The organism is Pseudoruegeria sp. SHC-113, from assembly GCF_025376885.1.
Taxonomy (GTDB): domain Bacteria; phylum Pseudomonadota; class Alphaproteobacteria; order Rhodobacterales; family Rhodobacteraceae; genus Pseudoruegeria.
Genome location: NZ_JAHUBR010000001.1, coordinates 1,976,564 through 1,999,959 on the forward strand (window position 1 = coordinate 1,976,564; position 23,396 = coordinate 1,999,959).

A 23,396-nucleotide genomic window follows, 5' to 3' on the forward strand; every position below is an offset into this window, starting at 1 on the left:
ACCTTTTGGAAAGCAATCCATTTTGATTGAAGACTTCTGGCAGATCGCCGCCGTCGGCTTTGCCGCTCAAATGGTCGACGGCGCGCTCGGGATGGCCTACGGGCTGACCTCGACCTCGCTCCTGCTGACATTGGGATACAGCCCGGCGGCCGCCAGCGCAGCTGTGCACCTGGCCGAAAGCGCCACCACGGCCGCGAGCGCCACGTCTCATGGCGTGGCACGCAACGTGGATTGGAAACTCGTCCGCCCCCTCGCCATCGCCGGTGTGCTGGGCGGGATCGTGGGCGCGAGCCTTCTGGCCACGGGTATCGGCGCCTTTCTGGTGCCCTTCGTATCGGTCTACCTGACGATCATGGGCGGGGCGATCCTTTGGAAAGCCTATCGCGCCACGCCAGGGATCCACCCGCCGCGCGGACTAAAGCCACTGGGGGCGATCGGTGGATTTCTGGACGCCATCGGCGGCGGCGGCTGGGGGCCGATCGTGTCGGGCACGCTCGTGGCCTCGGGCAGTTCAGCGCGCCATATGATCGGCTCCTCCATCGCGGCGGAGTTCTTCGTGACAACGGCCATCGCCATCACCTTCGCCGGCCACCTCGGCTGGAAGGAGTTCGGCTGGGCCGCGCTGGCGCTTGTTGTGGGCGGCCTTCCGGCTGCACCATTTGCCGCCGTGATGGTGCGCTACACCCCGCGCCGGGCCTTGATGGTGGGCGTTGGCCTGCTGATCATCGGCCTCGGCCTTTACGGCGCGATCCGGGCGCTCGCCGCTCTCTGACATTAGCGCCACCCCTCAAAGGGCGGCGCAACACCGTCTTCCTGCAAGCGCGCGAGACACGCAACGCAAAAAGCGTCACGCAAACCTGCACGAACTGATTGAAACGCTGGGGTAAATGGCGGAGAGACAGGGATTCGAACCCTGGGTGGAGTCACCCCCACAACGGTTTTCGAGACCGCCCCGTTCGACCACTCCGGCACCTCTCCGCGAAGTGGTGCGCGCGGTGTAGTCTGCCTGCGCGGCCGCTGCAACCGGTTTTTTCACTCCGGTGCCAGCAAGTTGCGTGTGATCTGCGCGCGCCAATCGAGGAAGGTTGAAAGCCGGGCAGGGGGCTCTGCCCCCGCCGTCCTGTCGGAAGGCCCCCCGGGATATTTCCGGTCAGAAGATGGGGCCTTTTCAGCTTGGCCAAGATATCCCCGCCGGAGGTAGGAAAGTGTTTGATCCCGTTGCCCGCTAACGTGCCGGTTTTCACAGGCGTGCGAGGCTGCTTTCCTTGGGGCGGGGTGCGGGCTATCCTGTGGGCAGACAATTCAGGAGCAGACATGACCGTTTCGTTTCGTTTGACCTCGGCGGCCGTTTTCGCAGTCTCGCTGGCTTTGCCGGTACGGGCGGAGCCTGTCGATGATCTGCTTGCCGCCCTGCAGCTTGAGTCGGTTCTGGAGATCATGCGCGAGGAGGGGCTTGTCTATGCCGAGGAATTGGAAGCCGAGCTGTTTCCGGCCGCAGGCGGCGCGAACTGGCAGGAGAGCGTCGCGCGGCTCTATGCGCTGCCTGTCATGATGGAGAGTTTCTCGACCCGTTTCGCAGCCGAGATGCCGCAAGCCGATATCGCCCCGGCGCTGGCGTTCTTCGAAAGCGAGGAGGGGCAGCGCATCATCGGGCTCGAGATCTCGGCGCGCATCGCGCAGATGGACGACAGCATCGAGGAGGCCAGCCGCGACACGCTGGCGACGATGGAAGCGCAGGGCGATCCCCGGCTGGCGTTGCTCGAGGAATTCTCCGAGGCCAACGATTTGATCGAGGCCAATGTCGTCGGGTCGCTCAATGCCAATTATGCCTTTTACACCGGGCTCGTGGATGGCGGGGCCTTCGCCTTTGACCTGACCGAAGATCAGATCCTTGCCGATGTCTGGCAACAGGAGCCCGATATCCGCGCCGACACGCGCGATTGGCTCTTCTCTTATCTGGCGCTGGCCTACCAGCCCCTGAGCGACGAAGAGGTGCAATCCTACATCGATTTCTCGCAAACCGAGGCCGGGCAATCTCTGAACCGGGCGCTCTTTGCCGGGTTTGACACCATGCTCGTTGACATCTCGCGTGGCTTGGGCCTTGCGGCGGCGCGCTTCATGGGCGGGCAGGACATCTGATTGTCGCCTTTCGCCGCTGCGCCGGGCGGTGTATGAGGGCCTTCAAACAGTTCAGGTAAGGCAAACCCTTGAAATCGGTGATCCTCATCCCGGCGCGCTATGCGTCCACGCGTTATCCCGGCAAACCTCTCGCGCTGCTCAAGGGCGCAGGCGGGGAAGCGAAATCCCTGATCCAGCGCAGCTGGGACTGCGCCTGCAGCGTGGCCGGGGCCGATGCCGTCTATGTCGTCACCGATGATGACCGCATCCGCGCGGCAGCCGAAGGCTTCGGCGCGAAAGTGCTGATGACATCCTCGTCCTGTCGCAATGGCACCGAGCGCTGCGCAGAAGCCGTAGCACTGCTGCCGGAGACTCCCGAGATCGTGGTGAACCTGCAAGGCGATGCGCCCTTGACGCCGCCGTGGTTCGTGGAGGCGCTGATCGAGTCCATGGCAGCCGATCCCGGCACCGATTGCGCTACGCCGGTCCTGCGCTCAAACGGCGCGCATCTGGCGCGGCTGAAGGCCGATCGCAAGGCCGATCGCGTCGGTGGCACCACGGCCGTGTTCGGCCGCGACAATGCCGCGCTCTATTTCTCCAAGGAAGTGCTGCCCTTCACACCGGGGGATTACCGGGCCGAGGCCGAGACGCCGGTGTTCCACCACGTGGGCGTCTACGCTTATACACCGCAAGCGCTCGCCGCCTATGCCGCGCTTGCGCCGGGGCAGGCGGAGGAGCTGGAGGGGCTGGAGCAGCTGCGCTTTCTGGAAAACGGCATGCGGGTGCGCTGCGTGGAGGTCGAGGCGCGGGGCCGCGACTTCTGGGAGCTCAACAACCCGAGCGACATTGACACGATCGAGGGCATTATGTCCCGGGAGGGCATCGCATGAGCATTGAGGCGCAAACTGTTGCTATCGGGGAGATTTCCGTCTCCAATACCCTGCCGTTCAGCCTGATTTCCGGCCCCTGTCAGCTGGAAAGCCTAGAGCATGCGCGCATGCTGGCGGGCACGCTTGTCGAACTCTGTGCCGATCTAAGCATCCCCTATGTGTTCAAGGCCAGTTTCGACAAGGCCAACCGCTCCAGCCTTTCCGGCCAGCGCGGTGTGGGCATGGAGGCGGGGCTCGATATTCTGGCCGCGATCCGCGACGAATTCGGCTGCCCGGTGCTGACGGATGTGCATGAGGCCAGCCAATGCGCCCGCGCCGCTCAAAGCGTCGACATCCTGCAGATCCCAGCTTTCCTCTGCCGCCAGACCGATCTTCTGCTCGCCGCCGGCGAAACCGGCGCGGTGATCAACGTGAAGAAGGGCCAGTTCCTTGCGCCCTGGGACGTGCCCAATATCGTCGACAAGATCAAAAGCACCGGCAACGAGAAGATCCTGCTCACCGAGCGTGGTGCGAGCTTTGGCTACAACATGCTGGTGAGCGACATGCGCGCGCTGCCGATCATGGCGCAAACCGGCTGCCCGGTGATCTTTGACGCCACCCATTCGGTGCAGCTCCCCGGCGGGCTAGGATCCTCGACCGGCGGGCAGCGCGAATTCGTGCCGCCGCTGTCCCGCGCCGCCGTGGCTGTGGGCGTGGGCGGCGTGTTCATCGAAACCCACGAAGAGCCCGCCCGCTCGCCCAGCGATGGCCCGAACATGGTGCCTCTGGCCGAGATGGGCGCCTTGCTGAAAAGCCTGAAACAGCTGGATGAGGTGGTGAAGCCATGAGCGCACAAACGCAGGATCGCGTCGTCATCTGCATGAAATGGGGCACGCTCTATCCGGGCTCCTATGTGAACGTGCTCTACCGCGCGGTCTGCAAGCATCTTGCGCCGCCGTTTCGCTTTGTTTGCCTGACCAATGAGCCGGAGGGGCTGGATCCGAACATCGAGCACTTCCCGCTGCCGGATCTGGATCTGCCGCCGGAGCGCTACGGGGCAGGGGCCTGGCCCAAGCTCGGGATGTTCAAGGAAGATCTCTACGGGCTGACAGGCCGCGCGCTTTTCATCGATCTGGATTCCGTGATCATCGGGCGGCTTGAGCCCTTCTTCGAGATGGAGGGGCAGTTCATCTCCATCGCGGGCGGCCCCGGCTGGCGGCGTGGCAGCGAAAACCCGACACCGCGCTTGGCGTCCGGCGTCTTTGCCTTCGATCTGGGCAGCCAGCCGCAGGTGCTGGAAAACTTCCTGAAAGACAAGGAAGCCGCCTACGCCCAGTTCCAGAACGAACAACAGGTGATCGAACACTACGTGCACGGCTGGAAAACATGGCCCAAGCCTTGGGTGATTTCCTTCAAGAAACACCTGCGCCAGCCGCTGATCGTGGACCGGTTCAAAGCCCCGCGCGATCCCGATCCGGGCACGCTGATCGTGGCTTTCCACGGTGATCCGCGCCCCATCGAGGTGATCGGGCGCAATGACAAGCCTTGGGGCAAGTTCCCGCACTACGGCCGAAAGCCGATCCCCTGGGTGCGCGACTACTGGATCGAACACGGGTTCGAAATGGAGGCCTGAGGGCCCGCCGATGTGCTAAGCTTCCCTTGAGAGGTGCGGTTTTCGCACCCGTTCAAGGGAGGCGCGCATGGGGTATTCACCCGATCAGGTTCTGGATCTCTGGTTTCCTAACACCGGCTTCTGGGACTCGCAGGAGGCCTTCGGGGCATGGATCCGCGAGCGGATGTATGGCGGGATGGATGCCATCATCTGCGCCGATTTCGCCGATCTGACCCGCGCCGCCGCCGCTGGTGAGCTGGACAACTGGGCCGAAACGGCCGAGGGCCGCGTGGCGCTGCTGATCGCGCTCGATCAGTTCCCGCGATCGCTCTGGCGCGACACGCCGGGGGCCTATGCGCAGGACATCAAGGCCAATCTTCTGGTGCTGGAGGGCGTGCGCAACGGCCATTTCGCGCAAGTGGCCCCCTACAAGAAGCTCTTCTTCCTCATCGCCCTTGGCCATTGCGAAGGCCCCGATCATCTGGACAGGCTCGATCTGATCGACACGCTCTCTGAGCAACTGATCGCTGAGCTGCCGGAGGCGCTTGCGCCGCTGTCTGAAGGGCTGCTTTCCCAAAACGCGCGGGTGCGCGGTGTGATCGAAAGCTTCGGGCGCCACCCGCACCGCAACCCACATTACGGGCGCGTCTCAAGTGCTGCGGAAGAGGCCTATATCGCCACGGGGGATTTCCCCCATGTGCAAAGCAATGCGCCGGGGCCTTGAGGCCGGGCACGCGTTCCGAGGCGAGAAAAGGAGAGACCAATGAAAGCTCAGGAAGGTGTCTGCCTGTGCGGCGAGATCCGCTTTGCGATCGGTGCGCCGCCAGCGCGGGTGACGGTCTGCCATTGCCGTTACTGCCAGAAAGCCACCGGCTCGGCCTATATGGTGGAGCCCATATTCAATGCGGCGGACCTGCACGTGATCAAGGGGAGCCCGGCGGTACACAGCCAGCGCTCCGAGGGCTCCGGCAAGGCGGTGCACGCCCATTTCTGCGCGGCCTGCGGCACGCGGCTCTGGCTTAGCTTCGAGCGGTTTCCCGAGGCGGTCGGCGTCTATGCCGGGGTGTTTGACGACCCCTGCTGGTTCGAGATTGCACCCGAGGCCTCCAAACACATCTTCACTGGTGTTGCGCGCAGCGACACAGTCCTGCCGCCCGGCGTGCCGGTGTTTTCGGAACATGCCACCACCAATACAGGCGAGCCCTGCGCGGCGGTGGTCTACGAAAGCTTCCACCAGATCGGCAGGAAAGGGGCCTAGAGACTGTCCTTATAGCCCAGCAGCGCGAAGTCGGGCTTGTAAATCTCGCGCACCACGGCCTCGGTCTCGGGCGTGTAATAGTCCTGATAGGGCTTCTTGTCGGATTTGCTCTTCGTCTTGTTGATGTGGCGCAACTGGAAATCCGGCAGTTTCAGCTCTTCGGCGATGGCGGAAAGCTCGGCGTTCAGATCCTCAAAGCGCGCCAGCCGCTTCACGAGCAATTCGCCCGTCTCGTCGGTCAGGTAGTAGCTTTGGTTCGGCAGGCGGGCAAAGATCGTGTCCTTGCCGCTGGGGGGCTGCTGGCGGTAGTCGAGATATTCCTCGAAGGTCAGCTTGCCCACTTTCTCGGCCGTGTCCTTGATGCGGAACTGCTTCATGTATTCGTAGTGGCTCACCGCGTGATCGAAGGGGTTGCGGATCACCGAAAAGCTCAGGAAACCGTCAAACACCTCACGCCCCAGTTTCTGGGTGAATTTGCGCGCCGGATCATGGACGCGGAAATGCGCCTTGGCGGGGCTTTCATGGAAGGGCAGGCGGCGGCTCACCGAGCGCAGGAGCGTGCGCTGTTGTGGGCGACCGTATTTCTGGAAGGCGTCCGTCACGCTCATCCCGGCGGTTTTGGGGATATGAACGAAGATGAAATTATACTGCGTCGAGATGATCATCGCCGGGGCCTTCCTTTGCGTTGCAGCCCCTTTACCCTGAGCCGGTGGCGGGGGGCAAGCGGCAGGGCCAGCCATTGATGCGCGGCGGGCTTTGGCGTAAGCGAAGGAAAACGGGCGCAAGCTTTCAGGAAGGCCGGGCGATGACAACCGACAGCGACCACGTCAAACAGGCGATCACCATCAACCGCGAAGGCATCGACGCACTGATCGCCGCGCTGGACACGCCCGAACTGTCCGCAGCCACGCAGGCGGCTGTGGAGACTGTCTTCGCCATGAAAGGCCGGCTGATCGTGACGGGGCTCGGGAAATCCGGCCATATCGGCAGCAAGCTCGCCGCGACCTTCGCCTCCACCGGCACGCCGTCTTTCTTCGTGCATCCTTCAGAAGCTAGCCACGGCGATCTGGGGATGATCATAGGCGATGACGTGATCCTGATGCTCACGTGGTCGGGCGAAACCAAGGAACTTTCAGATATTGCCGCCTACAGCCGCCGCTTCGGCGTGCCGCTGATCCTGCTCACCGGCAATGGCGAGAGCAGCCTTGCGAAAGCCGCCGATGTGGTGCTGGCCCTGCCCAAGGCGCGGGAGGCCTGCCCGCACAATCTGGCCCCTACAACTTCCACCATGATGCAGCTGGCCATGGGCGACGGCATCGCCATCGCGCTTCTGCAGAAGAAGGGCTTCTCGGAGACGAGCTTCCACCGCTTCCATCCGGGCGGCAAGCTGGGGGCCTCGCTCACCCGCATCGCCGACATGATGGTGCCGTTTGAGGATCTGCCGCTGGTGCGGCCCGATCAGCCGGTGATCGACGTGATCGCGGCGCTGTCGGACAAAAGCTTCGGCATCGTGGGGATCATCGGCTCGGATGGCGCTTTGCAGGGCGTGGTCACGGATGGCGACATCCGCCGCTATCTCGAACGCCAGTCCGATGCGCCGATGCAGCAAGCCATGCGCGAGACATTCGCCGAAACGATCATGACGCGCGATCCGATCACGCTGGAGCCCGGCAGGCTCTCCGCCCGCGCGCTGCACACGATGCAGGAGCGCAGGATCTCGGCGGCCTTCGTGGTGGAGGCCGGCAAGCCCGTCGGCCTTGTCACCGTGCTGCAGCTGCTCAACGTCGGGGCGGCCTGAGCCTTGGGCTGGATGCTCTCGGCTTACCTCGGGTTTGCGCGCGTCTCCGGCCCGCTCTGGCGGCGCGCGCTTGAGAAACGGGTGACCAAGGGCAAGCTAGCGGCGGATCGCGTAGACGAACGCTTCGGCAAGGGCCTGCCTGCGCGCCCGGAAGGGCAGGTGCTGTGGTTCCATGCTTTGAGCGTGGGGGAAAGCCTCGCGCTGTTGCCGCTGATCGAGCGGGCAGGGCAGGCGCTGCCGGAGGCGCATTTCCTGCTCACCACCACCACACAGGCCTCCGCAGACGCGCTGGCAAAGGTCGGCCTGCCGCCGCGCTGCCAGCATCAGTTTCTGCCCGTTGATACGCTGCCCGCCGTGCGCCGCTTTCTGGATCACTGGCAGCCTGCGGTGGGGGTGTTTTCCGAGATGGATTTCTGGCCGGCCGTGATCGTGGAGGCCGACAAACGCGGCATTCCGCTGGCGCTGATCAACAGCCGCTTCTACGCGCGCAGCGTGGAGAGCCGCGGCAAGCTGCGCGGGCTCTATGCGGATGTGCTGTCGCGCTTCTCCATCTGCCTCGTGCAGGAGGCGGAGTCTGCCAAACACTTCGCCGAGTTTGGCGTGGCGCCGGAGAAGATCACCGTCACCGGGGCATTGAAAGGTGCGGCCCAGCCGTTGGCAGCGGATGCGGACACGCTTGCGGATCTGAAAGCCCGGATCGGGGCGCGCCCCGTCTGGCTGGCGGCGGCCACGGAAGCGGGCGAGGATCACGCCATGCTCGCCGCGCACAGCACTTTGCGCAAAACCCACCCGGACGCGCTTCTGATCATGGCCCCGCGCAACATCGCTGTGGGCCCCGCCCTTGCGGCCCGCGCGGGCACATTGTTTGACAGTGTGGGCCTGCGCTCGGCGGGCGATCTGCCGGATGCGGAAACGGCCGTCTACGTGGCTGACACGATGGGCGAGATGGGGCTCTGGTATCGCCTCGCGCAGGCGGCTTTCGTGGGCCATTCGCTGCCGGTGCGCGAAGAACCCTACCTCGGCAAGAACCCGTTTGAGGCTGCCGCCCTTGGCTGCGTGATCCTGCACGGCCCGGAGGTTGAGGATTTTGCCGAAACCTACGCCAAGCTTCAGGCCGCCGATGCCGCCATCGAAGTGCCCATGACTGCCGCCTTGCCCGGCTTGCTGAGCCGCGCGCTTGATCCGGTTCTGGCGGAGGCCTATACCAAGGCGGCCCGTGGCGTTGTCGCGGCCGAGGCGCAGGTGCTGGACACCACATGGCGCGCCATCGCCGCGCTTTTGCCAGCCCCTTAGGAAGAGCCCTCCAACGGGGCTTGACAATCAAAGCGATCCCTCCGATAAGCGCGCACTCCTGCGGGCATGTGGCGCGCAGGCTATGGTGAATCACGCCCCAAGCAGGGCGCGCCGTTCGCAGGCACCAAACGCCGAAACACTTGATTTCGGGGCCGAAGGACGCGGTATACGAAGGAAAAGCACATGTTTGCGGTTCTGAAAACCGGCGGCAAACAGTACAAGGTTCAGAGCGGTGACGTTCTGCGCGTTGAGAAACTGGCTGCAGATGCTGGCGAGAAAGTTCAATTCAACGAGATTCTGATGGTTGGCGCCACCGTGGGTGCACCGACCGTCGATGGGGCTGCCGTGCAGGCCGAAGTGATCGACCAGATCAAGGGTGAGAAAACCATCCACTTCGTCAAGCGTCGCCGGAAGCACTCCTCCAAGCGCACCAAGGGCCACCGTCAGCAACTGACGCTCGTCCGCGTGACCGACATTCTGGAATCCGGCGCCGATAAATCCGGCGTGAAAGCCGCCATCGGCGCGGGTTCCGTCTCCGCTGCTGCTGTCGAGGCTGCCGCTCCGGCACCGAAGAAAGCCGCCAAGAAAGCGGAAAAGAAGGCAGACGCCCCCGCCGCCGCGGCCGGTGCGGATGACCTGAAAAAACTCTCCGGCGTCGGCCCGGCTCTGGAGAAAAAGCTGCACGCCGCCGGTGTGACGTCCTTCGCGCAAATCGCCGCCTGGACCGAAGCCGACGTGGCCGATTTTGACGAGAAGCTCTCGTTCAAAGGCCGCATCGAGCGTGAAGGCTGGATCGAACAGGCCAAAGAACTGGCCAAAGGCTAAGGAGAGAACGCATGGCACATAAAAAAGCAGGCGGTTCATCCCGTAACGGTCGCGACTCCGCTGGTCGCCGCCTTGGTGTGAAGAAGTTCGGTGGCGAAGCCGTCATCCCGGGCAACATCATTGCGCGTCAGCGCGGCACCAAATTCTGGCCGGGTCAGAACGTGGGTATGGGCAAAGACCACACCATCTTCGCAACCGAAGAAGGCAAGGTCACATTCCACAAGGGCCTCAAGGGCCGCACCTTCATTTCGGTTCTCCCGGTGGCGGAGGCCGCTGAGTAAGCCGAACCTTCCGAAGGTTGAATTTCAGGGGATCGGCGGAACCGCCGGTCCCTTTTTCGTTTTGGTGTTTCGAAAACTTCTGGTGATCAGATGGGCGTTGCAACGGGATCCTTCCTATTGTTTGCCGCCAGCCAGGTGGCAACGCCCGGCCCGGCCAACATGGCCTTGCTCACCACCGGTGCACGCTATGGGCTTCGGGCCGCCATGCCTTTCGTTCTGGGGGTTGTCGCGGGAAAACAGCTGGTTATCTGGCCGGTTGGCTTCGGGCTCATGGGGCTTGCCACAAAAGTGCCATGGGTGTTCGAGATACTGAAATGGGCCTCGGCGGCCTATATCTGCTGGCTCGCCTGGCGCGTGGCGCATCTGCGTCTGGCACCGGGCACGGCTGAGGAAAAAGCACCAGGTTTCTGGGCGGGGCTGCTCGTGCATCCCTTGAACCCGAAAGCCTGGGCCATGATCACCGCCGGATTCACGGCTTTCGTGAGCCCCGGCACCCCCGCCTTGCAGGCAACGGCCACAATCGCCATCTGTCTGTGTATGTGCCAGCTGGTGTTTCACCCGATCTGGACCTGGGGCGGCGAAAAGATTGCTGCGCGTGTCGCTGGCACGCCGGCGGAACGATATCTCATGGGGACATTGGCCGCCCTGACCGTGGCCAGCGTTCTCTTCGTGCTCTTCGGAGGAGGAACGGCATGAAACTCGAACCCATCGTCACCCAATCGGTGATCGAAACTGAGCGCTTCACTCTGCGCCCGCTGCGGCGGTCGGATGCGGGCCTTCTGGCCATGTATGCCGGCGACAAGCGCGTGGCCGAGGGCACCCGCTCGATCCCGCACCCCTTGCCACCCGGCGCGACGGAAGCCTTCATCACGCGTTCCTCTGCCGAGGACCGGATCGAGGACGTCTGGGTCATGGACGGCACCGCCCATGGCGCGGCGGAAGTGCAGGGGCTGATCAGCCTGAAGCCCGAGGGCGAAGGCCGCTCCGTTATCGGCTACTGGGTCGCGCCGCTGTTCTGGAACACGGGCCTCGCCTCGGAAGCCGTCGCGGCGCTGCTGGCGGCCAACCCGCAGAACAGCAAAACGATCTTTGCCGAGGTGTTCCAAGACAACCCGGCCAGCGCGCGGGTGCTGACCAACGCCGGCTTCGCCTATATCGGCGACGCCGAAACCTACTCCGTGGCCCGGGAAGCCAACGTGCCCACCTGGACCTACCTAAAAAAGCTCGGATAAGCCGCGCTTGCTTTGAGCCTTTGCAGCCGATCGCGCTGCAAAGGCTTGAGCCCGCAGCCTTTCTGAATTATCGCAAGCCCCAGAAAGGTACGGCTCATCATGAAGTTTCTCGATCTCGCAAAGGTCTATATTCGCTCCGGCGCGGGGGGCGGGGGCTGTGTCAGCTTCCGGCGCGAGAAGTTCATTGAATACGGCGGCCCCAACGGCGGCGACGGCGGGCGCGGCGGCTATGTCTGGGCGGAGGCCGTGGACGGGCTCAACACGCTCATCGATTTCCGCTACCAGCAGCATTTCTTCGCCAAGAACGGCCAGCCGGGCATGGGCAACCAGCGCACCGGCGCGGATGGCGATGACATCGTGCTGCGCGTGCCCGTGGGCACCGAGATCCTCGATGAGGACGAAGAAACCCTGATCGCCGACATCACCGAAGTCGGCCAGCGCGTGCTGCTGGCCAAGGGCGGCAACGGCGGCTTCGGCAACCTGCATTTCAAAAGCTCCACCAACCAGGCCCCGCGCCGCGCCAACCCCGGCCAGCCCGGTGTGGAGCGTACGCTCTGGCTGCGGCTCAAGCTTATTGCCGATGCGGGCCTGCTGGGCATGCCCAACGCGGGCAAATCCACCTTTCTCGCCGCCACCTCCAACGCGAGGCCCAAGGTGGCCGATTACCCCTTCACCACGCTGCATCCCAACCTTGGCGTGGTCGGCGTGGATGGTGTGGAATTCGTTGTCGCCGATATTCCCGGCCTGATCGAGGGCGCGTCCGAAGGCCGTGGCCTTGGCGATCTGTTCCTTGGTCACGTGGAACGCTGCGCGGTGCTGCTGCATCTGGTGGACGGCACCTCGGGCGATCCGGTGAAGGATTACGAGACCATCATCGGCGAGCTTGAAGCCTATGGCGGCGATCTGGCCGACAAGCCCCGCGTGACGGTGCTGAACAAGATCGACACGCTGGACGAGGAAGAACGCGCTTTCATCAAGGAAGAGCTGGAGGCCGCCGTGGGTGGCCCGGTGATGCTGATGTCGGGCGTGTCCGGTGAGGGCGTCGAGAATGTGTTGCGCACCCTGCGCGGCCAGATCGACGAGAACCGCCTACGTGTGCGCATCGAGGAAACCGGGGGGGAGGAGCCGGAAGAATGGCAACCCTAGGCGCCGCGCGCCGGCTCGTTGTCAAGATCGGCTCGGCCCTGCTGGTGGATCGCACCAGCGGTGATCTGAAAACCCATTGGCTGAAGGCGCTGGCCGAGGATGTGGCCACGGTGAAGGCGCGCGGCACCGATGTGGTGCTGGTGTCTTCGGGCTCCATTGCGCTGGGGCGCGGTGTGCTGGGCCTGCCCAAGGGCGCGCTTTCGCTGGAGCAGAGCCAGGCGGCCGCCGCGGTGGGGCAGATCCGGCTCGCGCGTGCCTATGAGGAAGTGCTTGCGCCGCATGGGATCACCACTGCTCAGGTGCTGGTGACGTTGGAAGACAGCGCCAACCGCCGTCGCTACCTCAACTCCCGCGCCACGCTTTCACAGCTGCTGAGCCTTGGCGCGGTGCCCATCGTGAACGAAAACGACACCGTCGCCACCGATGAGATCCGCTTCGGCGACAACGACCGTCTCGCTGCGCAAATCGCCGTCACCGTTGGGGCAGATCAACTGGTGCTGCTGTCGGATGTGGACGGGCTCTACACCGCAAACCCGGCACAGGATCCCACCGCCACGCGGTTTGACGTGGTGGAGGAGATCACGCCCGAGATCGAGGCGATGGCGGGCGATGGCATCTCGGGCCTCTCCAAGGGCGGTATGAAAACCAAGCTGCTGGCCGCCAAAACCGCCATGGGCGCGGGCTGCGCCATGGTGATCACCGAAGGCAGCACGCTGAACCCGCTGGCCGGGCTGCGAAACGGCGCGCCCTGCACGTGGTTCCTGCCCAAGGAAGATCCGCAAGCCGCGCGCAAGCGCTGGATCGCGGCGATGAAGCCGCAAGGCGAATTGCGGGTGGACGCAGGCGCGGCCCGCGCGCTCTCGCAAGGCAAATCCCTGCTCCCGGCAGGGGTGACGGAGGTTATCGGGGATTTCGGACGCGGTGATCCGGTCTCCATCCTTGGCCCAGCGGGGCAAACGCTGGGGCGGGGTCTTGCGCGCTACACCGCGGAAGAAGCCCGCCAGATCCGGGGCCTGCGCTCCGGTGACATCGAGGGCGTTCTCGGCTACACAGGCCGCGCCGCCCTCATCCACAGGGATGACATGGTGCTCTAGGCGCGCCGGCGTGAGAAGATCGCCGCCCCGCGAGCACCGCGAGGAAACGAGGAACACGCACCATGAAAGACATGGACACCATCGAAGGCCTGATGGCCGATATCGGCGCCCGCGCCAAAGCGGCCTCCGCCGAGCTGGGCTTTGCCAGCGCCGAACGCAAACACGCCGCCCTCATTGGCGCGGCCGAGGCCGTCTGGAACCGCCGGGCCGATATCATCGCCGCCAATGAAAAAGACATGGCTTATGGCCGAGAGAAGGGCCTGAGCCCGGCGATGATGGATCGCCTGATGCTGGATGAAGCCCGCATCCGCGGCATCGTGGACGGCCTGCGCGCCGTGGCCGAGCAGAAGGATCCCGTCGGCGAGGTGATCACCGAATGGGACATGGCCTCAGGCCTGCACATCCAGCGCGTGCGCACGCCGCTCGGCGTGATCGGCGTGATCTATGAAAGCCGCCCCAACGTAACGGCCGATGCCGGCGCGCTCTGCCTGAAAGCGGGCAACGCCGTGATCCTGCGCGGTGGCTCCGAGAGCTTCCACTCCTCCGGCGCGATCCACGCCTGCCTGCAGGAGGGCCTGCGGTCCGCTGGCCTGCCCGAAGACGCGATCCAGCGCGTGCCGACCCGCGATCGCGCGGCGGTGGCCGAGATGCTGAAAATGGTGGAAACGATCGACGTGATCGTGCCGCGCGGCGGCAAGGGGCTCGTGGGCCTCGTGCAACGCGAAGCGCGCGTGCCCGTCTTTGCCCATCTCGAAGGCATCTGCCACATCTACGTGGACGCCAAGGCCGACACGGAAAAGGCCAAGGCCGTGGTGCTCAACGCCAAAACCCGCCGCACCGGCATCTGCGGCGCCGCCGAATGCCTGCTCATTCACAAGGACGTCGCCGCCACGCTGGGGCAGGCGCTCGTGGACATGCTGAAAGAGGCGGGCGTCGAAGTGCGCGCGGGCGAAGGGCTGGAAGGTACGATCCCGGCCAGCGACGAGGATTTCGGCAAGGAATTCCTCGACATGATCATCGCCGCGAAAGTGGTGGAGGATGTGGACGGGGCGATTGCGCACATCCGCCAATATGGTTCCAACCACACCGATTGCATCCTCACCGAAGATGATGCGGCAGCGGCGCGGTTCTTCACCCGGCTCGACAGCGCCATCCTGATGCGCAACGCCTCCACGCAGTTTGCTGACGGTGGAGAGTTCGGCATGGGCGCGGAAATCGGCATCGCCACCGGCAAGATGCACGCGCGCGGCCCCGTCGGGGCCGAGCAGCTGACCAGCTTCAAATACCTTGTGACGGGCGACGGCACCATCCGGGGCTGATCCTTGCCCTGCGGGGCGGGGAGGGGGGGCTGTGCCCCCCGTCCTTTCAGGACTCCCCCCGAGGTATTTTGGGCAAGAGGAAGGGGCCCCAAACCGCGTGTTGGGGCCCCACTTTGTTCTGAAAATATCTCCGCCGGAGGCAGGAAAGTTTTAAAGCTGCCGGATTCAGAGTGTGAAGCGAAGGGAGGAGGCGGTGGTGTCCAGATGGGCCCGTCTGCCGGTGGCGTTTTCGCGTCCGATCTCGAGGGCGAGCAGGGCGAAATGAACGGTTGCCGCGCTGGTTTCAGGTGGGAATTGGCCCTCCAGCAGGGGATCCCAAGCCTCTGCGGAAGCGGAAATGCGCGGGGCCTTGGCAGAGACGGTCAGGGCTGCGCCGTCGCTGTCGATGAGGATCTCGCCACCAAGGGGCAGGGCGGAGAAGACGCAAAGCAGCATCAGGAAGGCGCGCCGTTGTTCACTGCGGGGCAGATCTTCGTCGATCTGCCAGGCCACCTTGTGGCGCATGCCGTCGCAATAGGCCGCCAGCACAGCCCGGCTCTCCGCGGCCCCGACGGGGGCTGGGTCTACCGCGGCCCCGAAAGCAATCCGGAGGAATTTCACGCGGGCCTGTGCGTTTTTCACGGAGGCTTCGAGTAGATCCAGTTCCGGGCTTTGGGTGCCGAGTGTGAGCATCAGAAGCTCCAGCCCATTTCCGATCGCGCCCAAAGGGTTTATCACATCGTGGCAGATGCGCGCGCCGACATATCCGGCGAGATCGTCTGTGGTGGTATCAGGCAAAAGGAGCGTCCTTGTGGCAGAGACTATGGGGTCGTCGAATGATTTTCTGGAGCCCGGCATGCTGGTAAGGCATCCCGTCCAGCCCGATTGGGGGCTTGGACAGGTGCAATCCAATATCGGCGGCAAGATCACTGTGAATTTTCAGGAGGCGGGAAAGGTCGTCATCGACGGACATCACGTGCAGCTCCTGATCGTTTACGAGTGAAGGTGGCAATCGGTAGGGCGGATCAATTTTCCCTCGACTCAACCCTAGGTGGTCAGCCTGACAGAAGCAATGTTGCAATTTCACATGCGCGCTCCTAGAACCCGCGCAACTGAAAAAGTTTTTGCGGAGCCCATGATCGCGCAGGCGCAGAAATTCACCGTCCGGCTAGCCGAAACCGAGGCCGATCTCAGGGCCGCGCAGCGCTTGCGCTACGAGGTCTTCGTGGCCGAGCTCGGGGGCGACGGAGCCTTGGTGGATCACGACGCGCGCCTTGAGCGCGATGCGTTTGATCCGCATTACGACCACCTCCTGCTGATCGATCCTGCCGCACCGTCCGAGGTGTTGGGCGGGGTTGTGGGCGTCTACCGGCTGTTGCGCAGCGATCAGCTCGCCGCTGTGGGGGGCTTCTATTCGGAAAGCGAATACGATGTGGCGGTGCTGAAGGCCTCCGGCCGAAAGCTGCTCGAGTTGGGGCGCTCCTGCCTGCATCCGGCCTATCGCGGCGGCACGGCCATGTATCACCTGTGGAACGCGCTTTCGGCCTATGTGCGCGACCACGATATCGAAGTCTTGTTCGGGGTGGCGAGTTTTCACGGCACCGATGTGCAGGTTTTGGCCGAACCTCTATCGCTGCTGCACCACCGCCATCTTGCGCCCGCCGATCTGCGCGTACGCGCCCAGCCTGATCACTTCCAGCCGATGGACTTGCTCACCGAGGATGCCATCGACCGCAAGGCCGCCATGCTGGCCACGCCCGCGCTGATCAAGGCCTATCTGCGGCTTGGCGGTTTCGTGGGCGAGGGGGCCTACGTGGATCATGCCTTCAACACCACCGATGTCTGCCTCATTCTGGATGTGGCGCGCATGAACGAACGCCAGCGCGCGATCTACTCGCGGGAAAGCGGGCAATGAACGTGACATGGACCTCGCAGGACACGCCCGAGGCTGCCGCGCCGCTGGGCTGGCAGGATTGGCTGCGCGTGGTCTGGCGGGGCGCGGCGCTCGGGGGGCTGACCTTCGGCTGCCTGCTGATCCTGCTGCTGTTGCGCCTGATCGAAAAACCGCTCTACGGCGTGGAGCGCCCGATCACGCCGCATATCACCCAATTCGTCTGCCGCAACGCCTTCCGTATTCTCGGGATGGACTACGCCACCGTGGGCACGCAGATGCGTCAGAAAGGGGCGGTGGTGGCCAACCACGCCTCTTGGCTTGATATTTTCACCCTCAACGCGCGCAAGCGGGTCTATTTCGTGAGCAAATCCGAGGTGGAGGGCTGGCCCGGCATCGGCTGGCTCGCGCGCGCCACGGGCACTGTGTTCATCACCCGCGACCCCAAGCAGGCCCGCGCCCAGCAGGAGATCTTTGAAGCGCGCCTGAAGGCAGGCCACAAGCTTCTGTTTTTCCCCGAAGGCACCTCAACCGATGGGCGCCAGGTGTTGCCCTTCAAGCCGACTCTGTTTCAGGCCTTCTTCGCTGACGGTTTGAAAGAAATTCTCTGGGTACAACCCGTCAGCGTGATCTACCACGCGCCCGAGGGTGAAGATGCGCGGTTCTACGGCTGGTGGGGCGACATGGATTTCGGCACGCATCTGATCAAGACGCTGGCCGCCAAACGGCCCGGCGGGGTGGAGGTCGTCTACCACGCGCCGGTCAAGGTGGCCCATTTCAAAGGGCGCAAGGCGCTGGCGCTGCATTGCGAAAAAGCGGTGCGACAGGGGGTGAGCGACTACATCCGGTAGCCGCTCGGGATATGCTTCAGCTCATCTCGGCCACGAAGGCGCGCAAGGCGGCGGCCGGATCCTCGGTGCGCCAGATTTCCTCGCCGATGCCGAAGAAATCGGTGAAGGGCGCAAGCTTGCGGATCAACGCGTCCGACAGCGCCCCTTCGGCCACCACCGGCACTTCGATCATCTCGCTCCACCACTGGAAGAGATCGGCCTCCGCCACGGAGCCATCACCCAGCGGCGTGGTGCCGACGGGGCCAAACGCCACGTAATCCGCGCCCGCTTCGCCCGCGACCATCCCGTCATGGGTCGAGGCCCCGCAGTAAGCGCCGACGATGGCATCAGTGCCCAGATCCTTGCGCACCTTGCGCAGGCTGCGGCCGCCATCGCCCAGATGCACGCCGTCCAGCCCCAGACGCTCCACCAGCATCATGTGGTTCTCGATCACGATGGCGATGTCGCGCGCATGGCAGACCTCGCGCACCGCGTCCGCCGCACGGGCCACGCGATCCTCGTCGCGGGTGGCCAGCGAGAGCCGCACGCAGGCGATCTCCTCGGCGTCCAGCACGCGGGCCAGCACGTCGGGGTAGGTGGAAAGCTCGATCTCCGGGGGGGTGATCAGGTAGATCTGCGGGCGCTCGATATCGGCCATAAGCCAGTGTCCTTCTTTGTCTTGGCGCCCCTATAGCGCGGATTTTTCGGCTTGGCTACTTCAGCGGAAGGCTGGCCGCATTGGTGAGCGCCAGCGCGATCCACTGGGCGCGGCGGGGATCATCGGCGAGCGCCTCATCCGTCACCTCGACCATGCCGCCCATGGGCCGCCCGGTGAAGCTCAGGGGGGCTGCGCCTTTGATTGCCAGTGCCTCCGCCTCGCGCGGCTTGCCGACGCGAAACATCCCGCCGCCCGCATGCACCCCACAAACCATATAGCCGTGCAGCAGAAAGCACAGCCCACCGAACATCTTCTTTTCAGAGATGCCGTCCTGACCGGCCAGATCATCGCGCATCAGCTGCGCCAGCCCCTCGTCATAGGCCATTTTGGCCTCCTTGATCTCTCATCCCCTGCAGCGTATCACGCGCCAGCCCCGTAAATCCAAGGAAAGACGCCCAGATGACGCCCGCTCCGCAGCCCGCCATGATCCTCGTGCGCCCCCAGATGGGCGAGAACATCGGCGGCGCGGCGCGTGCGATGTGGAACTTCGGGCTGGACCGGATGCGCATCGTCGCGCCGCGCGACGGCTGGCCCAACCAGAAGGCCGTGGCCATGGCCTCGGGCGCGGGCCGGCTGCTCGATGAAGCCCAGCTGCATGATGATCTGCAGGGCGCGATTGCCGATTGCAACTTCGTCTTCGCCACCACCGCCCGCCAGCGCGGCCTCACCAAGCCGGTGATGAGCCCTGAGCGCGCCATGGCCCATGCCCGCGCGTTGATCGCGCAAGGCCAGAAGGTCGGCGTGCTCTTTGGCCCGGAACGCGCCGGGCTGGAAAACGAGGACGTCGCCCGCGCCAATGCCATCATCTCGGTGCCGGTGAACCCCGAGTTCGCCTCGCTGAACCTCGCCCAATGCGTGCTGCTCACCGCCTATGAGTGGCGCCGCCAAACCGAAGAGGTGGTGCCCGAGGTGATGGAAATGGCGAAAACCGACTTCGCACAGGCCCATGAGGTCACCAAGCTCGCCGACCATTTCGAGGAACGGCTTGAGGAGGCCGGCTTCTTCTTCCCTGAGGCCAAGGCCGAGTCGATGAAAACCAACCTGCGCAACCTCTGGTCCCGCATGCCGCTCACCCGCGCCGATGTGCAGGTCTTCCACGGCATGATGCGCCAGATGGTGCGCTGGAAGGACAAGGGCAACTGAGCCTTTTCACTTTGTTCTGAAAATATCCCCGCCGGAGGCCCGCCGCGCATAGCGCGGCAAACCATGAGTCTTTCGCGCGCAGCGCGGCAATTTGCTTTACCTGACACACCCGCCACACCGGGCTCTGGGCCTTGCCCCTGCAGAGCCCTGCGCCTAGGTTGCCCGGCAAGCAAGAACCAGCCGATGAGTCCGCATCCATGAGCCAGAAACGAGCGATCTTCGAAGAGGTAGGCACCGCCGAGAAGGCCCAGGTGGCCGCGCCCAATCCGGGGCTGATCGACAAGGCCTCCGCCGGGGGCCGCAGAGCGATCCGCATCTGGCTGATGATGCTCTTCGCGCTGGTGGCGGCGATGATCCTCGTCGGAGGGCTGACCCGCCTCACCGATTCCGGCCTTTCCATCACCGAATGGAACCTCGTCACCGGGGCTGTGCCGCCGCTCAACGAAGCTGACTGGCAGGCGGAGTTCGACAAATACCGCGAGATCCCCCAGTACGAGCTGATGAACAAGGGCATGACCCTTGCCGAGTTCCAGTTCATCTATTGGTGGGAATGGGGCCACCGCCAGCTTGGCCGCTTCGTCGGCCTCGTCTGGGGCGTGGGCTTCCTGTTCTTCCTCGCGACCAAGCGCATCCCCACCGGCTGGGCTCCGCGCCTGCTGGGCCTTGGTGCGCTTGGCGGCCTGCAGGGCGCGATCGGCTGGTGGATGGTCTCCTCTGGCCTCACGGGCCGCATGGTCAGCGTCGCCTCCTACCGGCTGGCGATCCACCTCGGGCTCGCCTTCATCATCCTCGGCCTGATCACGTGGTTTATCCTGAAACTGGGCCGCAGCGAGGCCGCGCTGATGCAGGCGCGCCGCGCGCGTAACCCCAAGCTCTTCTCCATGGGCACCGGGCTGATGCATTTCGCCTTCCTGCAGATCCTCATCGGCGCTCTCGTGGCAGGGATCGACGCGGGCCGTGGCTATATCGACTGGCCGCTGATGGCAGGCCAATGGATCCCGGACGACATGTTCAACTACACGCCGTTCTGGAGCAATTTCTTCGAAAACCCCGCGCTGGTGCAGTTCATCCACCGCATGGCGGCGTACTTGCTCTTCATCTTCGGCATCGTCACATGGCGGCACGCCCGCGCCTCCGGCAATGACGCCACCAAACGTGCGTTCGACTGGATGGCGGTGATGCTCTTCGGGCAGGTCGTGTTGGGCATTGTCACCGTGATGCATGCCTCACCGTGGAACATCGCGATCCTGCACCAGCTGGGCGGCATCGCCCTGTGGGTGCTGATCATCCGCGCCCGCTTCTACGCCCAATACCCGATCACCCAAACCATCCGGAGCACCAAGGCATGAGCGCTTTTGACGAGCTGATGAGCCACCAACGCGAAACCGAGGCGCTGGGGGCCATTGCCGGGCGTCTGGGCTGGGATCAGGAAACGGTCATGCCGCGCGGGGCGGCTGCCCAGCGGGGCGAGGAGATGGCCGCCATCGAAAGCGTGCTCCACGCCCGCCGGACCGACCCAAAGTTGGGCGACTGGCTCGCCGGGATCGACGCTTCAATCCTGACGCAAGCCGATCAAGCCAAGCTGCGCCTGATCCGCAAATCCTTCGAGCGCAACACCAAGGTGCCTGCCAAGCTCGCCGCCGCGCTCGCCAAGGAAACCTCGATTGCCCAAGGCATCTGGGCCGAAGCCCGCGCCAATGAGGATTTCGCCGCCTTCGCGCCGACGCTCGAAAAAGTGGTGGCCTTGCGCCGGGAAGAAGCCGCCGCGCTGGCCGCTGGTGGCGATCTCTACGACGCGCTTTTGGATGATTACGAGCCCGAAGCCACCGGGGCCGAGCTTGAGGCGATGTTCTCCGCCCTGCGCCCGCGCCTTGTGGATTTGCGCGAAAAAATCCTCGGCTCCGGCAAGGTGCCGCAGCCTCTTGCCGGTGAGTATCCCGAAGGCAAGCAACTGGCGCTTTCGGAAAAACTCGCCCGCGCCTTCGGCTATGATTTCTCCATGGGCCGGATCGACAAGGCGGTGCATCCGTTCTCCTCTGGTTCCGGGCAGGACGTGCGCATCACCACCCGCACCGCTTTGCAGGATCCCTTCAACTGCTTCTATTCCACCATCCACGAAGTCGGCCATGCCGCTTACGAGCAGGGGGTGAGCGATGATTACCTCCTCACTCCGCTGGGCCGGGGTGTGTCGATGGGGGTGCATGAAAGCCAGAGCCGGATCTACGAAAACCAGCTTGGCCGGGGTGAGGCCTTCACCAGCTGGCTCTATGGCGAGATGCGCGAAAGCTTTGGCGATTTCGGCGTGGCGGATGCGCGCGCCTTTTACCAGACGGTGAACCGCGTTTCCTCCGGCTACATCCGCACCGAGGCCGACGAGATCCACTACAACCTCCACGTGCTGCTGCGCTTCGATCTGGAGCGCAAGATCATCATGGGCGATCTGGAGGTCGCCGATCTGCCCACCGCGTGGAACGAACGCTTTGAAGCCGATTTCGGCGTGGCGGTCGACAAACCCTCCAACGGCGTGCTGCAGGATGTGCATTGGTCGGTGGGCCTCTTCGGCTATTTCCCGACCTACACGCTGGGCAACGTATACGCGGGCTGCCTGAACAAGGCGATGCGCGCGGCACTGCCCGATCTGGACGCGCAACTGGCGCAGGGCGATACCTCCGCCGCTACTGGCTGGCTGCGGGAGAACCTGCAGCAGTACGGATCGTTGCGCACCCCGAAAGAAACCATCACCCGCGCCTGCGGCTTCGCGCCGTCTGAGGGCCCGCTGCTGGATTACCTGGAAGCCAAGTTCGGCGATCTCTACGATCTCTGACGCCGCGTCAGTCATCGCGCCCCCTTGCGGGGTGCGGCGGTGGCGGAAAAGATCGCAAGCGAGGAGGATCGCCCATGCCTATCGTGATGGACGCCGAGGCGTTAAACGCGTTTCTGCACAGCGTGTTTGAACAGGTTGCCGATGATTTCGTCGTGGAAAGCGTTTCGGAAGAGGCGCTGACGGTGCGCCTGCAGGTGAGCGAAAAACACCTGCGCCCGGGCGGCACGATCTCGGGGCCGTCAATGTTTGGGCTGGCCGATGTGGCAGTTTACTTGGCGGTGCTCTCCAAGATCGGCCCGCAGGCGTTGGCCGTCACCACCAATGCCGGGCTTGATTTCCTGCGCAAACCGGCCGCCGGCGTGGATCTGATCGCCACCTGCCGCCTTCTGAAGCTCGGCAAGGTGCTCGCTGTGGGCGAGGTGCTGATCCATTCTGAGGGCATGGCCGACCCTGTCGCCCGCGCGAACATGACCTATTCAATCCCGCCGAAAAAGTAGCGCATCTGCGTCCTCAGCCAAGGCCAGCGGAAGGCCTAAACCTCCAGCCCATTGGCCTTGCCGAAGTCCGTGTAAAACGACGCGCTGCGCAGGTTTGACAACGACCCTTCGTCCAGCGCCCTCGGATCGCTCCGCGCTCTGGTGACACCCGTTCCTTCGATAAGCCGGTTCACAAGATTGAACACCCCACAGACCTGGATCGCGTCAAACAAGGCATTTTCGGACCAGCCGGCCTCATGGACCGCTGCGGCATCGGCCTCGGTGATACGCGATGGCGTTAGGGTGAGCTTGCCGACATAGGCCAAGAGCGGCCTGAGCCGATCCTCTATAGGGGCCGTGTCGAGATCGCTCAGAAGGGCTTCGATTGTCTCCGGATCAATTCCGTAGGCGTAGGCAAAAACGGTATGGGCATCGTGGCAATAAGTGCAGGCGTTCAATCCCGAGACATAGGCGGCGATCAGCTCGCGTTCGGAGAAGGAAAGATCGCTTTCGCCACGCATGACGAGGCTTTCATAGGCGCATAAAGGGGACATTTTGCCCGGAAAACGCTGGTAAACGCTGCCTAGGGTCGCGTCCGCTGGAAGCGAAGGAAAAAGTTGTTTCATGGGCTGTCTCCTTTGCGGCTGTCGCCCGGCAAATGAAACAGGCCATGGCGCTGAACCGTGAGCA

At 64.1% G+C, this 23,396-nt stretch carries 28 protein-coding genes and 1 tRNA gene; 23 read left to right on the forward strand and 6 right to left on the reverse strand.

Annotated features, from left to right (window positions below; translation table 11 throughout):
* Positions 1 to 22 precede the first annotated feature (22 nt).
* Positions 23 to 772, forward strand: coding sequence for a sulfite exporter TauE/SafE family protein (locus KVX96_RS09795; protein WP_261194218.1), 750 nt, complete (start codon positions 23 to 25; stop codon positions 770 to 772).
* Positions 773 to 888: 116 nt separating this feature from the next.
* Here the strand turns inward: KVX96_RS09795 and KVX96_RS09800 are convergent.
* Positions 889 to 978: transfer RNA gene (locus tag KVX96_RS09800), tRNA-Ser, on the reverse strand.
* A gap of 336 nt (positions 979 to 1,314) precedes the next feature.
* On the opposite strand from KVX96_RS09800, the gene KVX96_RS09805 reads away from it, so the two are divergent.
* From KVX96_RS09805 to KVX96_RS09830, 6 genes are all read left to right on the forward strand, one after another.
* Positions 1,315 to 2,139 (forward strand): DUF2059 domain-containing protein, encoded by an 825-nt coding sequence (locus tag KVX96_RS09805; RefSeq protein WP_261194219.1) that lies wholly within the window; start codon positions 1,315 to 1,317, stop codon positions 2,137 to 2,139.
* A 68-nt stretch (positions 2,140 to 2,207) separates the two neighbouring features.
* Positions 2,208 to 3,008 carry a 3-deoxy-manno-octulosonate cytidylyltransferase gene (locus tag KVX96_RS09810; RefSeq protein ID WP_261194220.1) on the forward strand — a complete coding sequence of 267 codons (801 nt, stop codon included), beginning with the start codon at positions 2,208 to 2,210 and terminating at the stop codon, positions 3,006 to 3,008.
* Complete coding sequence (gene kdsA / locus KVX96_RS09815) at positions 3,005 to 3,835, forward strand: 3-deoxy-8-phosphooctulonate synthase (protein WP_261194222.1); 831 nt, start codon at positions 3,005 to 3,007, stop codon at positions 3,833 to 3,835. Before KVX96_RS09810 ends, kdsA begins: the two co-directional genes overlap by 4 nt.
* A complete protein-coding gene (locus tag KVX96_RS09820) occupies positions 3,832 to 4,620 on the forward strand; it encodes a hypothetical protein (protein WP_261194223.1) in 789 nt (262 codons plus the stop codon). Before kdsA ends, KVX96_RS09820 begins: the two co-directional genes overlap by 4 nt.
* Before the next feature lie 67 nt (positions 4,621 to 4,687).
* Positions 4,688 to 5,323 carry a DUF924 family protein gene (locus KVX96_RS09825; RefSeq protein WP_261194224.1) on the forward strand — a complete coding sequence of 212 codons (636 nt, stop codon included), beginning with the start codon at positions 4,688 to 4,690 and terminating at the stop codon, positions 5,321 to 5,323.
* A gap of 39 nt (positions 5,324 to 5,362) precedes the next feature.
* On the forward strand, positions 5,363 to 5,857 hold the full coding sequence (locus tag KVX96_RS09830) for a GFA family protein (protein WP_261194225.1): 495 nt from the start codon (positions 5,363 to 5,365) through the stop codon (positions 5,855 to 5,857).
* On the opposite strand, the gene KVX96_RS09835 is transcribed toward KVX96_RS09830, so the two are convergent.
* Positions 5,854 to 6,522, reverse strand: a complete 669-nt coding sequence (locus KVX96_RS09835) for a sulfotransferase family protein (protein WP_261194226.1) — start codon at positions 6,520 to 6,522, stop codon at positions 5,854 to 5,856. The two genes, KVX96_RS09830 and KVX96_RS09835, sit on opposite strands and share 4 nt — an antisense overlap.
* Positions 6,523 to 6,662: 140 nt before the next feature.
* Here KVX96_RS09835 and KVX96_RS09840 point away from each other — a divergent pair, with 140 nt between their 5' ends.
* The 9 genes from KVX96_RS09840 to KVX96_RS09880 all read left to right on the forward strand — a co-directional run bounded on the left by KVX96_RS09840 (position 6,663) and on the right by KVX96_RS09880 (position 14,845).
* A complete protein-coding gene (locus KVX96_RS09840; RefSeq protein ID WP_261194227.1) occupies positions 6,663 to 7,655 on the forward strand; it encodes an SIS domain-containing protein in 993 nt (330 codons plus the stop codon).
* Between the two features lie 12 nt (positions 7,656 to 7,667).
* Positions 7,668 to 8,948, forward strand: coding sequence for a 3-deoxy-D-manno-octulosonic acid transferase (locus tag KVX96_RS09845; protein ID WP_261194228.1), 1,281 nt, complete (start codon positions 7,668 to 7,670; stop codon positions 8,946 to 8,948).
* A 183-nt stretch (positions 8,949 to 9,131) separates the two neighbouring features.
* Entirely contained in the window at positions 9,132 to 9,773 is a 642-nt protein-coding gene (locus KVX96_RS09850; RefSeq protein WP_261194229.1) for a 50S ribosomal protein L21, read from the forward strand.
* An 11-nt stretch (positions 9,774 to 9,784) separates the two neighbouring features.
* Complete coding sequence (rpmA, locus tag KVX96_RS09855) at positions 9,785 to 10,054, forward strand: 50S ribosomal protein L27 (protein ID WP_261194230.1); 270 nt, start codon at positions 9,785 to 9,787, stop codon at positions 10,052 to 10,054.
* Between the two features lie 90 nt (positions 10,055 to 10,144).
* Entirely contained in the window at positions 10,145 to 10,750 is a 606-nt protein-coding gene (locus tag KVX96_RS09860; protein ID WP_261194231.1) for a LysE family translocator, read from the forward strand.
* Positions 10,747 to 11,286 carry a GNAT family N-acetyltransferase gene (locus KVX96_RS09865; RefSeq protein WP_261194232.1) on the forward strand — a complete coding sequence of 180 codons (540 nt, stop codon included), beginning with the start codon at positions 10,747 to 10,749 and terminating at the stop codon, positions 11,284 to 11,286. Before KVX96_RS09860 ends, KVX96_RS09865 begins: the two co-directional genes overlap by 4 nt.
* 99 nt (positions 11,287 to 11,385) lie before the next feature.
* Complete coding sequence (gene obgE / locus KVX96_RS09870) at positions 11,386 to 12,432, forward strand: GTPase ObgE (RefSeq protein ID WP_261194234.1); 1,047 nt, start codon at positions 11,386 to 11,388, stop codon at positions 12,430 to 12,432.
* A complete protein-coding gene (proB, locus tag KVX96_RS09875; RefSeq protein WP_261194235.1) occupies positions 12,420 to 13,526 on the forward strand; it encodes a glutamate 5-kinase in 1,107 nt (368 codons plus the stop codon). The genes obgE and proB overlap by 13 nt, the downstream gene beginning before the upstream one ends.
* 62 nt (positions 13,527 to 13,588) lie before the next feature.
* Positions 13,589 to 14,845 carry a glutamate-5-semialdehyde dehydrogenase gene (locus KVX96_RS09880; protein ID WP_261194237.1) on the forward strand — a complete coding sequence of 419 codons (1,257 nt, stop codon included), beginning with the start codon at positions 13,589 to 13,591 and terminating at the stop codon, positions 14,843 to 14,845.
* Between the two features lie 165 nt (positions 14,846 to 15,010).
* Here KVX96_RS09880 and KVX96_RS09885 read toward each other — a convergent pair whose 3' ends face one another.
* Entirely contained in the window at positions 15,011 to 15,622 is a 612-nt protein-coding gene (locus KVX96_RS09885; protein WP_261194238.1) for a histidine phosphotransferase family protein, read from the reverse strand.
* 25 nt (positions 15,623 to 15,647) lie between these two features.
* On the opposite strand from KVX96_RS09885, the gene KVX96_RS09890 reads away from it, so the two are divergent.
* The 3 genes from KVX96_RS09890 to KVX96_RS09900 all read left to right on the forward strand — a co-directional run bounded on the left by KVX96_RS09890 (position 15,648) and on the right by KVX96_RS09900 (position 17,566).
* Positions 15,648 to 15,827: a DUF3553 domain-containing protein gene (locus KVX96_RS09890; protein ID WP_261195431.1), complete on the forward strand. Its 180-nt coding sequence runs from the start codon at positions 15,648 to 15,650 to the stop codon at positions 15,825 to 15,827.
* A 132-nt stretch (positions 15,828 to 15,959) separates the two neighbouring features.
* The gene (locus tag KVX96_RS09895; protein WP_261194239.1) at positions 15,960 to 16,739 is read left to right on the forward strand and encodes a GNAT family N-acetyltransferase; all 780 of its coding nucleotides are present in this window, start codon (positions 15,960 to 15,962) and stop codon (positions 16,737 to 16,739) included.
* Positions 16,736 to 17,566 (forward strand): lysophospholipid acyltransferase family protein, encoded by an 831-nt coding sequence (locus tag KVX96_RS09900; RefSeq protein WP_261194240.1) that lies wholly within the window; start codon positions 16,736 to 16,738, stop codon positions 17,564 to 17,566. The genes KVX96_RS09895 and KVX96_RS09900 overlap by 4 nt, the downstream gene beginning before the upstream one ends.
* 16 nt (positions 17,567 to 17,582) lie before the next feature.
* On the opposite strand, the gene KVX96_RS09905 is transcribed toward KVX96_RS09900, so the two are convergent.
* Positions 17,583 to 18,203, reverse strand: coding sequence for a thiamine phosphate synthase (locus KVX96_RS09905; RefSeq protein WP_261194241.1), 621 nt, complete (start codon positions 18,201 to 18,203; stop codon positions 17,583 to 17,585).
* Positions 18,204 to 18,258: 55 nt separating this feature from the next.
* The gene (locus KVX96_RS09910; protein ID WP_261194242.1) at positions 18,259 to 18,588 is read right to left on the reverse strand and encodes a TfoX/Sxy family protein; all 330 of its coding nucleotides are present in this window, start codon (positions 18,586 to 18,588) and stop codon (positions 18,259 to 18,261) included.
* A gap of 74 nt (positions 18,589 to 18,662) precedes the next feature.
* Between KVX96_RS09910 and KVX96_RS09915 the strand changes: the two genes are divergently transcribed.
* From KVX96_RS09915 to KVX96_RS09930, 4 genes are all read left to right on the forward strand, one after another.
* Positions 18,663 to 19,406 carry an RNA methyltransferase gene (locus tag KVX96_RS09915; RefSeq protein WP_261194243.1) on the forward strand — a complete coding sequence of 248 codons (744 nt, stop codon included), beginning with the start codon at positions 18,663 to 18,665 and terminating at the stop codon, positions 19,404 to 19,406.
* Between the two features lie 197 nt (positions 19,407 to 19,603).
* Positions 19,604 to 20,755, forward strand: coding sequence for a heme A synthase (ctaA, locus tag KVX96_RS09920; protein WP_261194244.1), 1,152 nt, complete (start codon positions 19,604 to 19,606; stop codon positions 20,753 to 20,755).
* Complete coding sequence (locus KVX96_RS09925; RefSeq protein ID WP_261194245.1) at positions 20,752 to 22,230, forward strand: carboxypeptidase M32; 1,479 nt, start codon at positions 20,752 to 20,754, stop codon at positions 22,228 to 22,230. Before ctaA ends, KVX96_RS09925 begins: the two co-directional genes overlap by 4 nt.
* Before the next feature lie 74 nt (positions 22,231 to 22,304).
* Complete coding sequence (locus KVX96_RS09930; protein WP_261194246.1) at positions 22,305 to 22,727, forward strand: PaaI family thioesterase; 423 nt, start codon at positions 22,305 to 22,307, stop codon at positions 22,725 to 22,727.
* A gap of 35 nt (positions 22,728 to 22,762) precedes the next feature.
* Here the strand turns inward: KVX96_RS09930 and KVX96_RS09935 are convergent, their stop codons facing one another.
* The gene (locus KVX96_RS09935) at positions 22,763 to 23,332 is read right to left on the reverse strand and encodes a carboxymuconolactone decarboxylase family protein (protein ID WP_261194247.1); all 570 of its coding nucleotides are present in this window, start codon (positions 23,330 to 23,332) and stop codon (positions 22,763 to 22,765) included.
* Positions 23,333 to 23,396: the final 64 nt, after the last annotated feature.